The 18,783-nt window shown below is 71.2% G+C and carries 16 protein-coding genes; 4 read left to right on the top strand and 12 right to left on the bottom strand.

What is annotated here, in order from left to right; translation table 11 throughout:
• Positions 1-8 precede the first annotated feature (8 nt).
• A complete protein-coding gene (locus tag AB0G20_RS25590) occupies positions 9-617 on the bottom strand; it encodes a TetR/AcrR family transcriptional regulator (protein WP_361306355.1) in 609 nt (202 codons plus the stop codon).
• 109 nt (positions 618-726) lie between these two features.
• Between AB0G20_RS25590 and AB0G20_RS25585 the strand changes: the two genes are divergently transcribed.
• Complete coding sequence (locus AB0G20_RS25585; protein ID WP_361306353.1) at positions 727-2,223, top strand: cytochrome P450; 1,497 nt, start codon at positions 727-729, stop codon at positions 2,221-2,223.
• On the opposite strand, the gene AB0G20_RS25580 is transcribed toward AB0G20_RS25585, so the two are convergent.
• From AB0G20_RS25580 to AB0G20_RS25530, 11 genes are all read right to left on the bottom strand, one after another.
• On the bottom strand, positions 2,185-3,015 hold the full coding sequence (locus AB0G20_RS25580; protein ID WP_361306351.1) for a pentapeptide repeat-containing protein: 831 nt from the start codon (positions 3,013-3,015) through the stop codon (positions 2,185-2,187). The genes AB0G20_RS25585 and AB0G20_RS25580 overlap by 39 nt on opposite strands.
• A 40-nt stretch (positions 3,016-3,055) precedes the next feature.
• Positions 3,056-3,967 carry an RNA polymerase sigma factor SigJ gene (sigJ, locus tag AB0G20_RS25575; protein WP_361306349.1) on the bottom strand — a complete coding sequence of 304 codons (912 nt, stop codon included), beginning with the start codon at positions 3,965-3,967 and terminating at the stop codon, positions 3,056-3,058.
• 22 nt (positions 3,968-3,989) lie between these two features.
• Positions 3,990-4,724 (bottom strand): PIG-L deacetylase family protein, encoded by a 735-nt coding sequence (locus AB0G20_RS25570; RefSeq protein ID WP_361306347.1) that lies wholly within the window; start codon positions 4,722-4,724, stop codon positions 3,990-3,992.
• A gap of 50 nt (positions 4,725-4,774) precedes the next feature.
• A complete protein-coding gene (locus tag AB0G20_RS25565) occupies positions 4,775-6,079 on the bottom strand; it encodes an alpha/beta fold hydrolase (protein ID WP_361306345.1) in 1,305 nt (434 codons plus the stop codon).
• Between the two features lie 108 nt (positions 6,080-6,187).
• On the bottom strand, positions 6,188-7,213 hold the full coding sequence (locus tag AB0G20_RS25560; RefSeq protein ID WP_361306343.1) for a LacI family DNA-binding transcriptional regulator: 1,026 nt from the start codon (positions 7,211-7,213) through the stop codon (positions 6,188-6,190).
• Positions 7,214-7,301: 88 nt separating this feature from the next.
• Positions 7,302-8,726, bottom strand: coding sequence for a BNR repeat-containing protein (locus AB0G20_RS25555; RefSeq protein WP_361306341.1), 1,425 nt, complete (start codon positions 8,724-8,726; stop codon positions 7,302-7,304).
• Between the two features lie 16 nt (positions 8,727-8,742).
• Positions 8,743-9,063: an L-rhamnose mutarotase gene (locus AB0G20_RS25550; RefSeq protein WP_361306339.1), complete on the bottom strand. Its 321-nt coding sequence runs from the start codon at positions 9,061-9,063 to the stop codon at positions 8,743-8,745.
• 17 nt (positions 9,064-9,080) lie between these two features.
• Entirely contained in the window at positions 9,081-10,163 is a 1,083-nt protein-coding gene (gene rhaS / locus AB0G20_RS25545; protein ID WP_361306337.1) for a rhamnose ABC transporter substrate-binding protein, read from the bottom strand.
• Positions 10,164-10,193: 30 nt separating this feature from the next.
• Positions 10,194-11,204, bottom strand: coding sequence for an ABC transporter permease (locus AB0G20_RS25540; protein ID WP_361306335.1), 1,011 nt, complete (start codon positions 11,202-11,204; stop codon positions 10,194-10,196).
• Positions 11,197-12,237, bottom strand: coding sequence for an ABC transporter permease (locus AB0G20_RS25535; protein WP_358330847.1), 1,041 nt, complete (start codon positions 12,235-12,237; stop codon positions 11,197-11,199). The genes AB0G20_RS25540 and AB0G20_RS25535 overlap by 8 nt, the downstream gene beginning before the upstream one ends.
• Complete coding sequence (locus AB0G20_RS25530) at positions 12,234-13,751, bottom strand: sugar ABC transporter ATP-binding protein (protein WP_361306333.1); 1,518 nt, start codon at positions 13,749-13,751, stop codon at positions 12,234-12,236. The genes AB0G20_RS25535 and AB0G20_RS25530 overlap by 4 nt, the downstream gene beginning before the upstream one ends.
• A 262-nt stretch (positions 13,752-14,013) precedes the next feature.
• On the opposite strand from AB0G20_RS25530, the gene rhaI reads away from it, so the two are divergent.
• From rhaI to AB0G20_RS25515, 3 genes are all read left to right on the top strand, one after another.
• On the top strand, positions 14,014-15,174 hold the full coding sequence (gene rhaI, locus AB0G20_RS25525; protein ID WP_361306331.1) for an L-rhamnose isomerase: 1,161 nt from the start codon (positions 14,014-14,016) through the stop codon (positions 15,172-15,174).
• 106 nt (positions 15,175-15,280) lie between these two features.
• The gene (locus AB0G20_RS25520; protein WP_361306329.1) at positions 15,281-17,320 is read left to right on the top strand and encodes a bifunctional aldolase/short-chain dehydrogenase; all 2,040 of its coding nucleotides are present in this window, start codon (positions 15,281-15,283) and stop codon (positions 17,318-17,320) included.
• Positions 17,317-18,765, top strand: a complete 1,449-nt coding sequence (locus tag AB0G20_RS25515; RefSeq protein WP_361306327.1) for an FGGY-family carbohydrate kinase — start codon at positions 17,317-17,319, stop codon at positions 18,763-18,765. Before AB0G20_RS25520 ends, AB0G20_RS25515 begins: the two co-directional genes overlap by 4 nt.
• The last annotated feature ends 18 nt before the right edge of the window (positions 18,766-18,783 follow it).

The raw sequence follows: 18,783 nt of genomic DNA, 5'->3' as shown, positions 1-18,783 counted from the left end.
GAGACCTTTCAGGGCGTGAGGACGCCCAGCAGGGCGCGGGCGCACAGCTCGCGCACCTGTTCCCGGCCCAACTCCGTGCCGCGCAGCCACTCCAGGCAGACGGCCGTGGTGAACGCCAGCCAGCCGCGCACGGCCAGCCGGACCTCCGGCCGCTCCTCGAAGGCCGGGCCGAATTCGGGGTCCGCGGCGAGCGCGGCGAGGATCTGCCGCTCCTGCGCGGCCAGGGCCCGCTGATAGACCCGCCGCACCGCCAGGTCCCCGGCCGCGTCGGCGCGGTGGAAGGCACGGTAGCCGTGCGCGTGCGCCTGGACGTACTCCAGGAACGTCTCGAGACCGGCCGCGAGTTGCTCGCGGACCGGGACGCCGGGCACCGCCGCCGTCATGCGCAGCATGCGCTCGCTCTCGCGCTCGACGACCGCCGCGAAGAAGTCCCGCTTGGTCGGGAAGTAGTGGTACAGCAGCCCGCGCGACACCCCGGCGATCTCGGCGACCTGCTCGATCCACACGTCGTCGTAGGGACTCTCCGAGAACAGCCGCGCCCCGACCGACAGGAGCTGCTCCCGGCGCTCCTCGGTGCTGAGCCGGCGGCGCGTGCGCCCGCCCTGGTTCGCGGCCATGCCCGCACTTTACTTGACGTCGGTTCAACAACGGGATCAGACTGAACCGCGCTATTGAACCCACGTACAACACGTGCGAACCCGCCGCCGGATCAAGGGAGATCGCGTCATGACGGAGGCGCCGACAGGGACCGGGGAGCCCAAGGGGTTCCGGAGTGCCGAGCTGGGCTGGCCGGAGCTGGACCGCATTCCGCACCCGCCGCGCCGTGTACCGCTGCTCGGTGACGTGGTGGGCGTGAACAGGCGCACCCCGCTGCAGGACTCGCTGCGCTACGCCCGCCAACTGGGGCCGGTCTTCCGGCGGAAGGCGTTCGGCAAGGAGTTCGTGTTCGTGTGGGGCGCCCGGCACGCGGCCGACCTCGCGGACGAGTCGCGGTTCGCCAAGCACGTGGGGCTCGGCGTCGCCAATCTGCGGCCGGTCGCCGGGGACGGCCTGTTCACGGCGTACAACCACGAGCCGAACTGGCAGCTGGCCCACGACGTGCTGGCGCCGGGGTTCAGCCGCGACGCCATGGCCGGCTACCACCCGATGATGCTGTCCGTCGCCCAGCGGCTGACGGAGCACTGGGACCGGGCGGCGGCGACGGGCCGGGCGGTGGACGTGCCCGGCGACATGACCAAGCTGACGCTGGAGACGATCGCGCGCACCGGCTTCGGGCACGACTTCGGTTCGTTCGAGCGCTCCAGGCCGCATCCCTTCGTGAGCGCGATGGTGGGCACACTGACCTACGCGCAGCGGCTCAACACCGTGCCCTTCCCGCTGGCTCCCCTGCTGCTGCGGAGCGCGAGCCGCCGCAACGCGGCCGACATCGCCCACCTCAACCACACGGTCGACGAACTGGTCCGGGCCCGGCGCGCCACCGGCGGCGGCGACGGGGACCTGCTCGACCGCATGCTGGAGACCGCCCACCCCGACACCGGCGAACGGCTGGCGCCGCAGAACGTCCGCCGCCAGGTCATCACGTTCCTCGTCGCCGGCCACGAGACGACCTCCGGCGCGCTCTCCTTCGCCCTGCACTACCTCGCCCGCCACCCCGAGATCGCGGCCCGCGCCCGCGCCGAGGTGGACCGGGTGTGGGCGGACACGGCGGAACCCGCCTACGAGCAGGTGGCCAGGCTGCGCTACGTCCGCCGGGTGCTGGACGAGTCGCTGCGGCTGTGGCCCACCGCGCCCGCGTTCTCCCGGGAGGCCCGGCAGGACACGGTGCTGGCCGGGGAGCACCCCATGCGGCGCGGGGCGTGGGCACTGGTGCTGACGCCGATGCTGCACCGGGACCCCGAGGTGTGGGGCGCGGACGCCGAGCGGTTCGACCCCGACCGCTTCGACGCCCGCGCCGTACGGTCCCGGCCGCCGCACACCTTCAAGCCGTTCGGGACGGGCGCGCGGGCGTGCATCGGCCGCCAGTTCGCGCTGCACGAGGCCACGCTGGTGCTCGGGCTGCTGCTGCGGCGCTACGAGCTGCGGGCCGACCCGGCCTACCGGCTGCGCGTGACGGAACGGCTGACGCTGATGCCGGAGGGCCTGCGGCTGCGCCCGGAGCGCCGCACGGCGGTGCGGGAGCCGGCCTCAGACCTGCGCTGTCCAGTGCCCGGGCCGGGTGACTGATCCCGGCAGCCGGGTCCCGGCGCTCCCCCGGGCCGCGTTCAGCTGCGGCTGGGTGAGGAAGAACGCCCCGGTCAGGTCGGCGTCGGTGAGGTCCGCGTCGCGCAGGTCGGCGCCGATCAGGTCGGCTCCCCTCAGGTCGGCGCCGGTCAGGTCGGCGGCGATGAGGTAGGCGCCGCGGAGGCTGGCACCGCGCAGGTCGGCACCCTTGAGACGGGCGCCCATGAGGTCCGCACCCCGGCGGTCCTTCTTGCGGCCCTTGGTGCCGGCCCTGGCCAGCTCGCTCGTCCTCAGCAGCAGGACGTTGACCTCCTGGCGGTGCGCCGCCACGTCCAGCCCGGCGAGCTCCTCGGGGGTCCCGCCGGTCAGCTCCTCGGTCTTCGCCAGCGCCTTGCGCAGCTCGGTGTGGACGGGACGGGCCGCCGGCAGGGCGAGCGCCTCGGTCAGGTACCAGAGCAGCTCGTGCAGCTGCCGGACGACCGGGAACACGTCGAACATGCGCCGGGCGCGCTCCGGCGGCCCGGTCCGCCAGTCCTGCCCGCCGAAGGTGATCTGCGAGACCTGCTGCCCGGCGCCGAAGCAGTCGTAGACCGTGCAGCCGGTGAACCCTTTCTGCCGGAGCCTGGCGTGGATGCCGCAGCGGTGGTCCTCCTGGAGGTTGCGGCAGGGCGTGCCGGCGGCCTTGTCGACCGCGAAGTCGGCCGAGGCGGCGAAGGGCAGGGCGACGCAGCACAGCCCGAAGCACCGCGCGCAGTCGCCTCGCAGTTCCGCCTGCTCAGCATGGTGATCTCGCATGCCGTTCAGCATACGAAACGAAAACTCACGGGTCGGTCCGTCACCCCGCCGGCCCGGGCGCCGCCAGGCGCTCCAGCCGCTCGGGGTCGGCCAGGATGTACATGCCGGTGATCCGGCCGTCGGCGATCGTGACGCCCATGACCGACAGGACGCGGCCTCCGGACACGTCGACCATCCCGACCGAGCCGTTGACCAGCACCAGCTCCGCGGACTGCGTGTACGGGGCGAACATGAGCGCCTGCTCCGCCACTGCCTTCGCACCCTGGACGACCTTGGACGCGGCCGCGCCCCGCACGAGCGCCCCGGAATCGGCCCGCAGCACCACGTCCGGGTGCAGCACCCCGAGCAGCGCCTCGAAGTCACCGCCGCGCGAGGCGGCCAGGAAGGCGTCGAGCACCTGCCGTTGTCGGCCGAGGTCCGGCTCGGCCGACGGGGTGGCGCCGCGCACCCGGCGCCGGGCGCGGCTCGCCAGCTGCCGGGTCGCGGCCGGGCTGCGCTCCACGATCGGCGCGATGTCGTCGAACGGCACGGCGAACATATCGTGCAGCACGAACGCGAGCCGCTCGTCCGGCGCCAGGTTCTCCAGCACGACGAGCAGGGCCAGGCCCACGGAGTCGGCCTGGAGCACCTCCTCCGCCGGGTCGAGCTGCGACAGGGGCCGGAGCACGGGGTCCGGGACGAAGGTCCGCACGGTGTCCCGGGTGTCGCCCATCGGCTCCTCGCGGCGCGCGGTGCGCGAGCGCAACAGGTCCAGGCAGACCCGGCCGGTCACCGTGGTGAGCCAGCCGCCGAGGTTCTGGATGTCGTCGGCGTCGGTGCGGCTGAGCTTCAGCCAGGCCTCCTGGACCGCGTCCTCCGCCTCGGAGAGCGATCCGAGCATGCGGTAGGCCACCGCTTTCAGATGACCGCGGTGTTCCTCGAACCGGTCGGCCAGTTCCTCGCTGCCCGTCATGATCTCCCCCATCGTCTTCCGGTCATCTGCTGAACAGTTCGAACGCCACCGCCGGCCTGCCCCCGAACCGCTCCCCCGTCGTCTCGGCGTGCCCCGTCAGGAAGCCGCGCACGTACGTCTCCGGGTCCTCACTGGTCAACACCTCGATGTACGTGCGGTGTTCCAGCAGGGAGCGCACCGCCCTCTCCAGCCCGGGCGTCGCGTCGACCGCGTGCGTGGGCGTGCTGGAACCCGCGACGGCGACCCACCGCACGCCGTCCCAGGGGTCGAGGCCGTGTTCGACGAGCTCGGGGAAGATCCACCGGTTGCCGGCGTCGCCGGCCGCGTCGAGCGTGGCCCGGCCGACGGCCACGTGGTCCGGGGTGTTCCAGGCGACGCCGCCCCAGGTGTCGCGGTGGTTGAGCGTGATGACCAGCTCGGGCTTGTGCCTGCGGATCGCGGCGGCGATGTCGCGGCGCAGGGCGGTGCCGTACTCGATGACGCCGTCCTTGTGGTCGAGGAACTCCACCTCCGAGACGCCGACCACCGCCGCACTGGCCCGCTGCTCCCGCTCGCGCAGCGGTCCGCACCGCTCGGGGTCCAGTGTGTCGATGCCCGCCTCGCCCCGGGTCGCGAGCACGTAGGCGACCTCGCGGCCCTCGTCGGTCCAGGCCGCGATCGCCGCCGAGCAGCCGTACTCGAGGTCGTCCGGGTGTGCCACGACCGCGAGGGCACGCCGCCAGTCGCCGGGCATGGGCTGCAGTTGAGTGATCGTCATGTCCGCAGACTAATCCGCGCCGCCGGCATCACCCGGCGTACGGCACGGCATCACGCCTCGCCCCGCACGAGCGCCAGCAGCCGGTCGAGGACGCGGGGGCCGCCGGTGCGGATGCCGTCGTGCTCGAACTCGTCCGTGATCCAGGTGCGCAGGCCCCGGATCGTGCGGGCGGTGCGCAGGGAGTGGGCCGTGTCGACGTACATGTCGTCGTGGTAGACGGCCGCCACGACCGGCACCGTGTTGGCGGCGAGGCGGGCCGGGTCGTACAGGGGCGTCCAGTCGGTGCGGGCGGCGAGCAGGTCGGCGGTCTCGCGCAGCGGCCGCAGGGCCGGGTCGCAGTCGAACATCCAGGGGTGAATCGATTCTCCGGTGAACAGCAGAGGCTCGTCACCGGCGAGGGCCTTGGCGGCGTCGAACCGCGGGAACTCGGCGCGGACCCGCTCGGCCGACCAGGCCGTGGGACGGGCGTCCTGACCGTAGATCGACTCGTGGATGAGCGCGTACAGGGGGTGGCGGGCGTAGGACAGCATGGCCTGCACCTGCTCCTGGAACGCGTCGGAGAGCGTGAAGCCTTGCGGGGTGCGGACGAAGGCGTTCTCGAGGAGGTAGTGCAGGCGGTGGGTGCCGTCGCCGGTGCCGAGGGCGATGCCGAGGGACTGGAAGGCCTCGACGGTGAGCCGGTAGCCGTTCGGCAGGACCACGTCGTGCGTCAGCAGGTGGTCGGCGATGCGGCGGGCGCGCTCGGCGTCCTGCGGGTAGCGGGCGTAGTGGGCGGTGACCTTGCGTTCGATGCGCGGGAATGCGGCCCGGTAGACGTCGTCGGCGTGGGCGTCGAGGGCGGGTAGCCCGCCGGTGATGACGGCGGTGGCCAGGCCCTCGGGGGCGAGGGAGAGGTAGCTGACCGCGCAGAAGCCGCCGAAGCTCTGGCCGAGGACGGTCCAGGGCTTGCCGCCGGTGAGCTCCGCGCGGATGGCCTCGCAGTCGCGGACGATCGAGTCGGCGCGGAAGTGCGTGAGGTAGTCGGCCTGCTCGGCCGGGCCGCCGCGCAACGGGAGCGACTGGCGGTTGGCGGGTGTGCTGTGGCCGGTGCCGCGCTGGTCGAGGAGCAGGACGCGGTACTCCTTCAGGGCCCTGCCGAGCCAGCCCGGCCGGCCGACGGACCGGTCCGCGCCGAAGCCGGGACCGCCCTGGAGGTAGAGCAGCCACGGGAGGAGGTCCTGGGATGTCTTGTCGCTCGCGACGACCTCGCGGGCGTACAGCTCGATCGTCTCGCCCTCGGGGCGGTCGTGGTCGAGGGGGACGGTGAAACGGCGGTCGGTGAGGACGACTCCGGGCTGGCGGTAGCTGACGGTCAACAGGGCTCCCGGGACGGACGGACTTTCGGACCGCGTCCCAGTTCATCACAGCAATCGTCCGCGGGTGAGCCCTTCGATCATGAAACCTTGCTGAACGGTCGTTCAGGCTCAGCGGGCGGACAGGCTGGAGCGGCGGACCACCAGCTCGGGCTGGAGGACCACCCTCCGGTGCTCGTGCGCTCGCGCCGCGCCCTCCACCTCCGTCTCCTCCAGGAGCAGGTCGGCGGCCATGGCGCCCATGGTGACGGCGGGCTGCCGCACGGAGGTCAGCGGGACGGCAGCGGCGGCGGCGAACTCGATGTCGTCGTACCCGACGATCGCGAGGTCGTCGGGGACGCCGACACCGGCCGCGTACATGGCCTGCAGGACGCCGAGGGCGAGCAGGTCGTTGGCGCAGAACACGGCGGTGGGCCGGTCGGCGAGGCCGAGCAGCCGGGCCCCGGCGTCACGGCCGGCGGCGACGTCCAGCCGCTCGGTGGGCAGCTCGCGCAGCGCGTCGGGGCCGAGCCCGGCCTCGGCGAGCGCTTCGAGGGCGCCGGTACGCCGGTCGCGGACCTGGTTCAGGCCGGGCGGGCCGCTGACGTAGGCGAGGGAGCGGTGCCCGGCGTCGACGAGGTGGCGTACGGCAAGGGCGCCGCCCGCCACGTCGTCGACGGAGACCGAGCACTCCGTGGTGCCCTCGGCGACCCGGTCGACCAGGACGAACGGGATGCCGTGCCGACGGAACGCCTCGATGTTGCGGCCGGTCGCGTCGGCGGGCGTGAGCAGCACACCGCGTACCCGCTGCTCGGCGAAGAGCGACAGGTACTCGGCCTCCTCGCCCGGGTTCTGGGCGCTGTTGCAGACCATCACGCCGAGTCCGGCCCGGCGGGCGGCGCGCTCGGCGCCGCGCGCCACGTCGACGAAGAAGGGGTTGCCCATGTCGAGGACGAGCAGCCCCATGATGCGGCTGCGGCCCGCGCGCAGCTGACGTGCGGACTCGCTGCGGACGTAGCCGAGCCGGTCTATCGCGGACAGCACGCGGGCCCGGGTCTCGGTCGCGACCGTGTCCGGGCGGTTGATCACGTTCGAGACCGTGCCGACGGAGACTCCGGCGACGCGGGCGACGTCCTTGATACCCACCGACTGGGCCATCGGGCAGGGACCTCCAGAGGGAGATGAGGGGGGCGGCGGCCGGGGCGGCTTCACATTACCGGCATGCCGCCCCGGCGACCGGATGCGGTCAGGCGGGCAGGCGGAAGTCCGTCACGTGCAGCGCCGAGGGCGTCGTACCGCTGGACTTCTCCTGGTACATGACGGACAGCACCCCGTCCTGCGCGACCCGCGTCTCGTCGATGACGACCTCGCCGAAGGCGTTGAGGCCGCTGCCGTCGAAAAGGATCTTCCAGTCGGTGTATCCGGAGGCGGCGGAGGCGGCGGCTATACGGCCGAAGGGGAAGATCGCGTACGCGTTGTCGTACTTGTCCAGGATCAGCTTGGTGCGTTGGCTGGAGTTCAGCGGGACCGGGATCTCGGTCTTCTGCCAGGTGCCGGAGGCGTTCTTGCGGACGTGGAAGGCACGGCCGTTGGCGGTGCGGTTGGCCACGTAGTTGGTGGTGCACTGGCCGAAGCGGCCGGGGACGTAGGAGATGATCGCGTGCGGCCGGCCCGCGGAGTCGGTGAACTGGCTCTCCTGGTTCATCAGGGAGTGGTCCGGGTTGAGCGGGTCCACGACCAGGCCGGCGTCGGTCACGGAGACCTTGTCGGAGCCGCCGGTGACGCCGACGACGGTGCCGGCGTTGTTGCGCCAGGTGCGGCCGCGGTCGTCGGAGTAGACGTAGCCGGTGTCGTGGTTGGTGATGCCGCCACTGCTGCACATCACGGCGCCGTTCTGCTCGCGCCAGGTGAAGAAGGAGTGCAGCCGGCCGTTCCGGTCGTAGTCGATGCCGTGCAGGTACATGTTGCGGGCCGTCGAGGAGCCGTGCTCGCTGCTGTACGTGCCGGTGGAGCTGGACCACTCGCCGAGGTTCGTCCACTTGGTGCCGTCGTACTCGGCGAGCGCGTTGCGGCCGTTTCCGGAGACGGCGACGCGGTAGCTCAGCTGGAGCCTGCCCTCCGGCGTGGATATGAACTGCGGGTAGGTGAACTGCGAGGTCAGCGCCAGGCCGTCCAGGGTGGACTGGGGCGCGCCGAAGCGGCTCGCGGTCCAGCTCAGCCCGCCGGGGTTGTCCAGGAGCCCGGCGACCGACTTGACGTAGGTGAAGCCGTCGCTGTGGGAGTCCATGTTGAGGTGCAGCCGGCCGTCGACCTTGGAGACGCCCATGGAGATGACGTTGTGGGAGTCGTTGTACCGCAGGGTGTGCCCGACCTTCACGGTGGACCAGGTGCTCGCGCCGAGGGCCCGGCGTCCGACGACGGCGTTGCGGTCGGCGGTGTACCAGACGGCGTACTGGTAGCCCTTGTAGGTCAGCAGGCCGTTCTTCTGGAACGAGTTGTTGTTGACCAGCCCGTCGTAGGACACGAAGAAGATGGCCTGGCTGTCGAGCGTGGTGGTGCCGGTCCGGGTGACGGAGGGACCGGGGTCGGCGGCCCGCGCGGTGCCGGAGGCGAGGACGGGGGTCACCACTGCTCCCGCGAGGGCGGCGGCCAGCAAGGTACGTCTGTGCATCTCGTGGACTCCATTGTCATGCGAGGTGGAACACTTCGGTGAGCGGTTGCATGGCCTCGTCGGGCCGGGCGCCGTCCAGCGACTCGAAGAACGGCGCCATCTCCGCCTGCCAGCGGGCGTTGACGTCGGTGGCTTCCATTCCGGCCTGGGCGGCTGCGAAATCCTCGGTCTCGAGGTAGCCGACGAGCAGTCCGTCCTCGCGCAGGAAGAGCGAGTAGTTGTGCCAGCCGGTGTCCGAGAGTGCCTGGAGCATCTCGGGCCAGACGGCGGCGTGCCGCTCGCGGTACTCGTCGAGGCGGTCCGCCCGGACCTTCAGCAGGAAGCACACGCGCTGCATCAACGACCTCCCAGGGTCTAGAAGTTGAACTGGTCGATGTTCTTCGCGTCGAACACGGTCGGCTTGCCGAGGCTGATCACGCCGTCCTTGCCGATGGTGTACTCGCCCATGGAGCCGGCCTTGAAGGTCTCGCCCTCCTTGCCGGTGATCTGCCCGGAGGACAGGGCGACGGCGGTCCGGGCGGCCAGCTCGCCGAGCTTCGCCGGGTCCCACAGCTCGAACGCCTCGACGGTGCCGTTCTTGACGTACTTGCGCATGTCGTTCGGGGTGCCGAGGCCGGTCAGCTTGACCTTGCCCTTGTACTTGGAGCCCGACAGGTACTGGGCGGCGGCCTTGATGCCGACGGTGGTCGGGGAGATGATCCCCTTCAGGTTCGGGTACTCCTGGAGCAGGCCCTGGGTCTGCTGGAAGGACTGCTGGGCGTCGTCGTTGCCGTACGCGGTCTTCACCAGCTTCATGTTCTTGTACTCGGGCTTCTTCAGCTCGTCCTTCATGAAGTCGATCCAGGTGTTCTGGTTCGTCGCCGTCTGCGCGGCGGACAGGATCGCGATCTCGCCCTTGTAGTCGATCTGCTTGGCGAGCAGCTGCACCTCGGTACGGCCCAGGTCCTCGGCGGAGGCCTGCGAGACGAAGGCGTTGCGGCAGTCGGCCGTGGTGTCGGAGTCGTAGGTGACGACCTTGATGTCGTTCTTCATGGCCTGCTTCAGCGCGGTGCACAGCGCACCCGGGTCCTGCGCGGACACGGCCATCGCGTCGACCTGCTGCTGGGTGAGCGTGTTGACGTAGGAGACCTGCCCGGCGGTGTCGGTCGCGCTGGACGGCCCGACCTCCTTGTAGCTGGACCCCAGCTCCTTCAGCGCCTTCTCGCCGCCCTTGTCGGCGCTGGTGAAGTACGGGTTGTTGACCTGCTTGGGCAGGAACCCGACGGTGAGCCCCTTCTTCAGCTCGGCGTTGGGGTCGGCCTTGCCGGCGGTGGCGGCGGAGGCGCCCTCGTTCGCGACGTCCTTCTTGGTGGTCCCGCCGCAGGCGGTGAGCGCGAGAGCGAGAGAGGTCGCGGTGGCGAGGGCCGCGCAGCTGCGGCGCAGGGTTGACTTACGCATGACGTTGGTCCTTTACGAGGAGGGGCTGGTTCACGAGGTGGGAGTCGAGGCGGCTCTGCGGCCCGCCCTCGCTGTGGAGATCTGCCGCACGACCCGGGGGCCGAGCACGGACAGAACGAGCAGGACGCCGGTGACGACGATCTGGGACTGGGCGGACACGTCCTGGAGGCTCATCACGTTCTGCAGCGCGCCGAGGAGGAACACCCCGGCGATCGCACCGCCCAACGTGCCCTTGCCGCCGTCGAAGTCGATGCCGCCGAGCAACACGGCCGCGACGACGGACAGTTCGAGGCCGGTGGCGTTGTCGTAGCGGGCGCTGGCGTAGTGCAGCGCCCAGAAGATGCCGGTCAGGGAGGCCATCAGGCCGGTCAGTGTGAACAGGATCAGCTTCTGCCGCCTGACCCGGATGCCGGCGAACCGCGCCGCCTCCTCGCTCGCGCCGATCGCGAACAGCGACCGGCCGAACGGCGTGGCGTGCAGGGCGACCACGGCGATGGCGAGCAGGACGAGGAACGGGAGGAAGGCGTACGGGACGAACGTGTCACCGATGCGCCCGGCCGCGAAGTCCAGGTACTGCGTCGGGAAGTCGGTCACCGCGTCGGACCCGAGCACGATCTGCGCGATACCCCGGTAGGCGGCGAGGGTGCCGATGGTGACGGCCAGCGACGGCAGCCCCAGCCTGGTCACCAGCAGCCCGTTGACCAGACCGCACACCACGCCGAGCAGCAGGCAGATCGGGATGATCGTCTCGATGGTCATGCCCTGGTTCCACAGGGCGCCCATCACGGCACCGGACAGACCGGCCGTGGAGGCGACCGACAGGTCGATCTCGCCGGAGACGACCAGCAGCGTCATCGGCAGGGCGATCAGCGCGATCGGCAGCGTGTTGCCGATCAGGAACGACAGGTTGAGCGCGTTGCCGAACCCGTCGACGAATCCGAAGGAGAACAGCAGGACCACGACGAGGAGTGCACCGACCGCTGTATCCCACCTTTTCAAGGCGGACCAGCGGACCGCTCGGCTCAGGGAGATGTCAGCCATGGCGGGCGTTCCTCTTCTTCAGGGCGGAGGCCACGCGCAGCGCGACGACCCGGTCGACCGCGATCGCGAGGATGAGCAGGATGCCGTTGATCGCGAGCACCCAGACGGAGCTGACGCCGAGGGCGGGCAGCACGCTGTTGATGGAGGTCAGCAGCAGCGCGCCGAGGGCCGCGCCGTAGACGCTGCCGGAGCCGCCGGTGAAGACGACACCGCCGACCACGACCGCGCTGACGACGGTGAGTTCGTAGCCGTTGCCGGTGCCGGAGTCGACGTTGCCGAACCGGGCGAGGTACATCGCGCCGGCGAGTCCGGCGAGGGCGCCGCAGAAGGTGTACGCGGCGAGGATCCGCTTGCGGACGGGGATGCCGGCGAGGCGGGCGGCCTCGGGGTTGGAGCCGAGCGCGTACAGCTCGCGGCCGCTGGCGAAGTGCCTGAGGTAGTAGGCGGTGGCGATGAGCACCGCCAGCGCGATCAGCGCCAGGTACGGCACCGCCGAGATGCCGCCGGAGCCGAAGTCGACGAATCCGCCGGGCAGATCGGCCGCGGTGATCTGGCGGGAGCCGACCCAGATGGAGTCGATGCCGCGGATGATGTAGAGCGTGCCGAGGGTGACGACGAGCGCGGGCACCTGGCCGAGGCTGACGAGCAGTCCGTTGAGCAGTCCGAAGCCGATGCCGAGCAGCACGGCCAGCGCGATCGCCACGACGGAGTTGCCCCCGCCCTGGAGGTATGTGCCGGCGGCGAACGCGCTGATGCCGAGGGTGGATCCGACGGACAGGTCGACGTTGCGGGTGATGACGACGAGGGACTGGCCGGTGGCGACCAGGACCAGGATCGTCGCGTTCAGCAGCAGGTCCTTGATGCCCTGTTCGGACAGGAACTCGCTGTTGCCGGCCTGGGTGACGCCGATCATCACCAGGAAGACGAGCAGGATGGCGAGTTCGCGCATCTTGAAGACGCGGTCGACCAGCCGGGTGCCGCTCGACTTGGGCACGTCGGCCACGGGGGCCTCTTGCGGGGTGACGACCGTCATGCGGCGGCCCTCCCGGTGGCTGCGGCCATCACGGTTTCCTCGGTGGCGTCGGAGCGTGGGATCTCGGCGGTGAGGCGGCCCTCGTGCATCACCAGCACGCGGTCGGCCATGCCGAGGACCTCGGGCAGGTCGGAGGAGATCATCAGGACGGCCACTCCGTCGGCGGCCAGTTGCGACAGCAGGCGGTGCACCTCGGCTTTGGTGCCGACGTCGATGCCCCGGGTCGGCTCGTCGACGATCAGCACCTTGGGGCCGGTGGCGAGCCACTTGGCGAGCACGACCTTCTGCTGGTTGCCGCCGGACAGGGTGTTGACGGTGTCGGCGATTCGGGCGTACTTGACCTGGAGCTTGACGGCCCAGTCGAGGGAGCGGCTCCGCTCGGCGCCGCGGTCCATGAGCCCGGCCTTCACGGTCGTGCGCAGGCCGGTCAGCCCGATGTTCCGCTCGATGGACATGTCCATCACCAGGCCCTGGGCGCGCCGGTCCTCGGGGACCAGGGCGAGGCCGGCGGCCATGGCGGCGGACGGTGCGCCGTTGACCAGGGCCTTGCCGTGGACGGAGACCTCGCCGGCGTCCCAGCGGTCGATGCCGAACACGGCCCGGGCGACCTCCGTGCGCCCGGCGCCGACCAGTCCGGCCAGTCCGACGATCTCGCCGTGCCGGACCTCGAAGGAGACGTCGGTGAAGACGCCCTCGCGGGTCAGCCGGCGCACGCTCAGGGCGACCTCGCCCGGCTGCACGTCCTGCTTGGGGTAGAGCTCGTCGAGGTCGCGGCCGACCATGCGGCGCACGAGGTCGTCCTCGGTCATGCCGTCCAAGGGCTCGCTGGCGATCCAGGCGCCGTCGCGCAGGGTGGTGACCCGCCGGCAGATCTCGAAGATCTCCTCCAGCCGGTGGGAGATGAACAGCACGGCGGCGCCCTGGTCGCGCAGAGTGCGGACGACGCCGAAGAGGCGGGCCACCTCGCTGCCGGTGAGGGCGGCCGTCGGCTCGTCCATGATCAGGACCCGGGCGTCGAAGGAGAGCGCCTTGGCGATCTCGACGATCTGCTGGTCGGCGATGGACAGGCCGCGGGCGGGCCGGTCGGGGTCGAGTTCGACACCGAGGCGCTTCATGAGGGCGGCGGTCGCGTTGTGCGTGGCCTTGTGGTCGATCCGGCCGAGGGCGCGGCGCGGCTGGCGGCCCATGTAGATGTTCTCGGCGATCGACAGGTCGGGGAAGAGCGTGGGCTCCTGGTAGATCACGGCGATGCCGGCGTCGCGGGCGTCGCCGGGGCCGTGGAAGGCGACGGGCGCACCGTCGAGCAGCACCTGGCCGGCGTCCGGGCGATGCACCCCGGCGAGGGTCTTGATGAGAGTGGACTTGCCGGCACCGTTCTCACCGGCGAGTGCGTGCACCTCCCCCGGGAACAGCTCCAGGGAGACGTCCCGCAGTGCGCGGACCGCGCCGAAGGACTTGGAGACGTCCCTCAGCGCGAGAACCGGGGCCGGACCCGTGGTGGACGGGTGGGTCATGAGGGCTCCTCGACGACGCCGGCGGGTCGGCCCTCTCGGCGTCGTGAAAGGTTTCAACTGGGTTGCCGGGACGTTAGGCGGGCCGCGCATGTCACGTCAATGGGTTCCGGTCGAAAAAGTTTCGAGGACAGAAGGTCACGCATGAGTCACGGGAAACCGTCTTGGCCGGAGGGGTTGACACCCCTTCGGGGGGCCCATAACTTCGCGTCCTGAATCGTTTCATTCGGTGGGTCGTCACGACCCGATGTCACAGGAGCCTGACGTGACCGAGCTCGCCGCGGCGAAGGCCGCTCTCAAGACACAGGCCGTCGAGACGCCGTCGTGGGCGTACGGGAACTCGGGCACACGGTTCAAGGTGTTCGCGCAGGAGGGTGTGCCGCGCACCCCGTTCGAGAAGCTGGACGACGCGGCGAAGGTGCACGAGTTCACCGGGGTCGCCCCCACGGTGGCCCTGCACATTCCGTGGGACAAGGTCGACGACTACGCGGCGCTCGCCAAGCATGCCGAGCAGCGCGGAGTGAAGCTCGGGGCGATCAACTCCAACACCTTCCAGGACGACGACTACAAGCTGGGGAGCATCTGTCACCCGGAGGCTTCCGTGCGGCGGAAGGCCGTCGATCATCTGCTGGAGTGCGTCGACATCATGGACGCGACGGGCTCCGCGGATCTGAAGCTGTGGTTCGCCGACGGGACGAACTATCCCGGGCAGGACGACATCCGCGGGCGGCAGGACCGGCTGGCCGAGGGGCTGGCCGAGGTCTACGAGCGGCTCGGGGACGGGCAGCGGATGCTGCTGGAGTACAAGTTCTTCGAGCCGGCCTTCTACACGACGGATGTGCCGGACTGGGGTACCGCCTACGCCCACTGCCTGAAGCTCGGGCCCAAGGCGCAGGTCGTCGTGGACACGGGGCACCACGCGCCGGGGACCAACATCGAGTTCATCGTGGCGACGCTGTTGCGTGAGGGGAAGCTCGGGGGGTTCGACTTCAACTCGCGGTTCTACGCGGATGACGACCTGATGGTCGGGGCCGCAGATCCGTTCCAGTTGTTCCGGATCATGTACGAGGTCGTGCGTGGGGGCGGGTTCTCGCCCGAGGTCGCCTTCATGCTCGATCAGTGTCACAACATCGAGGCGAAGATCCCGGCGATCATCCGGTCGGTGATGAACGTGCAGGAGGCCACGGCGAAGGCGCTCCTGGTCGACGGTGACGCGCTGAACGCGGCGCAGCGGGCGGGCGACGTGCTGGAGGCGAACGCCGTGGTGATGGATGCGTACAACACGGATGTGCGGCCGTTGCTGCGGGAGGTGCGGGAGGAGATGGGGCTGGACCCCGACCCCATTGCTGCGTATCGGCGGTCCGGATGGGGCCAGAAGATCGTCGCCGAGCGGGTTGGCGGGCAGCAGGCCGGATGGGGTGCGTGAGCGTCTGCCGGGTTCTGTTTGATTTCGGGCTGCGGGCCGGTTGTGGCTGGTCGCGCAGTTCCCCGCGCCCCTGAGATACACGCCCTCCGTTGCAAAGGAACTGTTCATGACCGTCCATCCCGAAGCTGCCGCTCTGCTCGCCCGGTCGCACCGGCTCGGGGCCGATCCCCGGAACACCAACTACGCGGGCGGCAACGCCTCCGCCAAGGGCACCGAGACCGACCCCGTGACCGGTGGCGACGTCGAGTTGATGTGGGTCAAGGGGTCCGGTGGGGATCTGGGGACGCTGACCGAGGCGGGGCTGGCCGTACTGCGGCTGGACCGGATGCGGGCGCTCGTCGACGTGTATCCGGGGGTCGAGCGTGAGGACGAGATGGTCGCCGCGTTCGACTACTGCCTGCACGGCAAGGGTGGCGCCGCTCCGTCCATCGACACCGCCATGCACGGGCTGGTCGGGGCCGCGCACGTCGATCATCTGCACCCGGACTCGGGGATCGCGCTCGCCTGTGCCGCCGACGGGGAGAAGCTGACCGCCGAGTGCTTCGGGGACAGCGTGGTGTGGGTGCCGTGGCGGCGGCCGGGGTTCCAGCTGGGGCTGGACATCGCCGCCGTGAAGGAGGCCAACCCGCAGGCCATCGGGTGCGTCCTCGGCGGGCACGGGATCACCGCCTGGGGTGACACCTCCGAGGAGTGCGAGCGGAACTCGCTGCACATCATCCGGACCGCCGAGCAGTTCCTCGCCGAGCGGGGGAAGGCCGAGCCCTTCGGGCCGGTGATCGAGGGGTACGCCGCGCTGAGCGCCGGTGAGCGGCGGGAGCGGGCCGCCGCGCTCGCTCCGCACGTGCGGGCCATCGCCTCCCAGGACCGGCCCCAGGTCGGGCACTTCAACGACTCCGAGGTCGTTCTCGGCTTCCTCGCGAGCGCGGAGCACCCGCGGCTCGCCGCGCTCGGGACCTCCTGCCCGGACCACTTCCTGCGGACCAAGGTGCGGCCGCTGGTGCTGGACCTGCCGCCGAGCGCTCCCCTCGACGAGGCCGTCGCCCGGCTGAAGGAGCTGCACGCCGAGTACCGCGAGGAGTACGCCGCCTACTACCAGCGGCACGCCTTGCCCGACTCCCCCGCCATGCGCGGCGCCGACCCGGCGATCGTGCTGGTGCCGGGGGTGGGCATGTTCTCGTTCGGCAAGGACAAGCAGACCGCTCGCGTCGCCGGCGAGTTCTACGTCAACGCCGTCAACGTGATGCGCGGGGCCGAGGCCGTGTCCGCCTACGCGCCGATCGAGGAGTCCGAGAAGTTCCGGATCGAGTACTGGGCGCTGGAGGAGGCCAAGCTCCAGCGGATGCCGAAGCCCAAGGCGCTGGCGACCCGCGTGGCGCTCGTGACGGGTGCCGGGAGCGGCATCGGCAAGGCCATCGCGCACCGGCTCGTGGCCGAGGGCGCCTGTGTGGTCGTCGCCGATCTCAACGGGGAGAACGCCGAGGCCGTCGCCGAGGAGCTGGGCGGACCCGACAAGGCCGTCGCCGTGACCGTGGACGTCACGTCCGAGGAGCAGATCGCCGAGGCGTTCCGGGCGGCCGTGCTGGCCTTCGGCGGAGTGGATCTCGTCGTCAACAACGCGGGCATCTCGATCTCCAAGCCGCTGCTGGAGACGTCCGCCAAGGACTGGGACCTCCAGCACGACATCATGGCCCGCGGGTCCTTCCTCGTGTCGCGGGAAGCGGCGCGCGTGATGATCGCCCAGGAGCTGGGCGGTGACATCGTCTACATCGCCTCGAAGAACGCCGTGTTCGCCGGGCCCAACAACATCGCCTACTCCGCCACCAAGGCCGACCAGGCGCACCAGGTGCGGCTGCTCGCCGCCGAGCTGGGCGAGCACGGCATCCGGGTCAACGGGATCAACCCGGACGGTGTCGTGCGCGGCTCGGGGATCTTCGCCGGCGGGTGGGGAGCCAAGCGAGCCGCCGTGTACGGGGTGGAGGAGGAGAAGCTGGGCGAGTTCTACGCCCAGCGGACCATCCTCAAGCGCGAGGTGCTGCCCGAGCACGTCGCCAACGCCGTCTTCGCGCTGACCGGCGGGGATCTCACCCACACGACCGGCCTGCACATCCCGGTCGACGCCGGCGTCGCGGCCGCCTTCCTGCGATGAGCGCGGGTGTGAAGTCCTACGCCGCGGTCGACCTCGGCGCGTCCAGCGGGCGCGTCATGGTCGGCCGCGTCGGCCCGGACAGCCTGGAGCTCGCCGAGGCGCACCGCTTCCCCAACCGGCCCGTCCGGGTGCCCGAGGGACTGCGCTGGGACGTGCTCGGGCTGTACGCCGGAGTGCTGGAGGGGCTGCGGGCGGCGGGGCAGGTCGACTCCGTCGGCATCGACAGCTGGGCCGTCGACTACGGGCTGCTGGACGCCGACGGGGCGCTGCTCGGCAATCCCGTGCATTACCGGGACGCGCGGACGGAAGGCGTCGCGGAGAAGGTGTGGGCGACCGTGCCCGCGCAGGAGCTGTACGCCGCGACCGGGTTGCAGTACGCGCCCTTCAACACGCTGTACCAGCTCACCGCCGCCCGTTCCACGGCCCAGCTCGCGGCGGCCCGGCGGCTGTTGCTGGTGCCGGACCTGCTGACGTACTGGCTGACCGGCGAGCAGGGCACGGAGCTGACCAACGCGTCCACGACCCAGCTGATCGATCCGCGCACCCGCGACTGGGCGTACGGCGTCGCGGAGCGCCTCGGGATCGACCTCGGGCTGTTCGCGCCGCTGCGCCAGCCCGGTGATCCGGCGGGGGTGCTGCGGCCCGAGGTGCTGGAGGAGACCGGGCTCGCCGGTCCCGTGCCGGTGACGGCCGTCGGCTCGCACGACACCGCCTCCGCGGTCGCCGCCGTACCCGCGTCGGGTGAGCGCTTCGCCTATATCTGCACGGGCACCTGGTCGCTGGCCGGCCTGGAGCTGGACGCGCCGGTGCTGACCGAGGAGAGCAGGGCGGCCAACTTCACCAACGAACTCGGGCTGGACGGCACGGTCCGCTATCTGCGCAACATCATGGGGCTCTGGCTGCTCCAGGAGTGCGTACGGGCCTGGGGTGATCCGGATCTCGGCGGGCTGCTGCTGGAGGCGTCCAAGGTGCCGGCGCTGCGGTCGGTCGTGGAGGCGGGTGACGCGGCCTTCCTCGCGCCGGGGCGGATGCCCGAGCGGATCGCCGAGGCGTGCCGGGTGTCGGGGCAGCCCGTGCCGGAGTCGCCGGCCGAGGTGACGCGCTGCATCCTCGACTCCCTGGCCCTCGCGCACCGCAAGGCCGTCCACGACGCCCAGCGGCTCTCCGGGCACGCGGTCGACGTCGTGCATGTGGTCGGGGGCGGCACGCGCAATGCCCTGCTGTGCCAGCTGACCGCCGACGCCTGCGGGCTGCCGGTGGTGGCCGGGCCGACCGAGGCCGCCGCGCTCGGGAACGTGCTCGTGCAGGCGCGGGCGCACGGGCTGGTCGGTGACCTGGCCGGGATGCGGCGACTGCTCGTGAACACCCAGCCGCTCACCCGGTACGAGCCGCGCGGCGGGACCGAGCGGTGGCACGCCGCGCAGGCCCGGCTCGCCGGGGGCTGACGGGGTCTCCCCTGCGTC

The sequence above is a fragment of the Streptomyces sp. NPDC024017 genome, from assembly GCF_040638895.1.
GTDB lineage: Bacteria > Actinomycetota > Actinomycetes > Streptomycetales > Streptomycetaceae > Streptomyces.
This window is presented reverse-complemented; position numbering and strand designations above follow the sequence as displayed.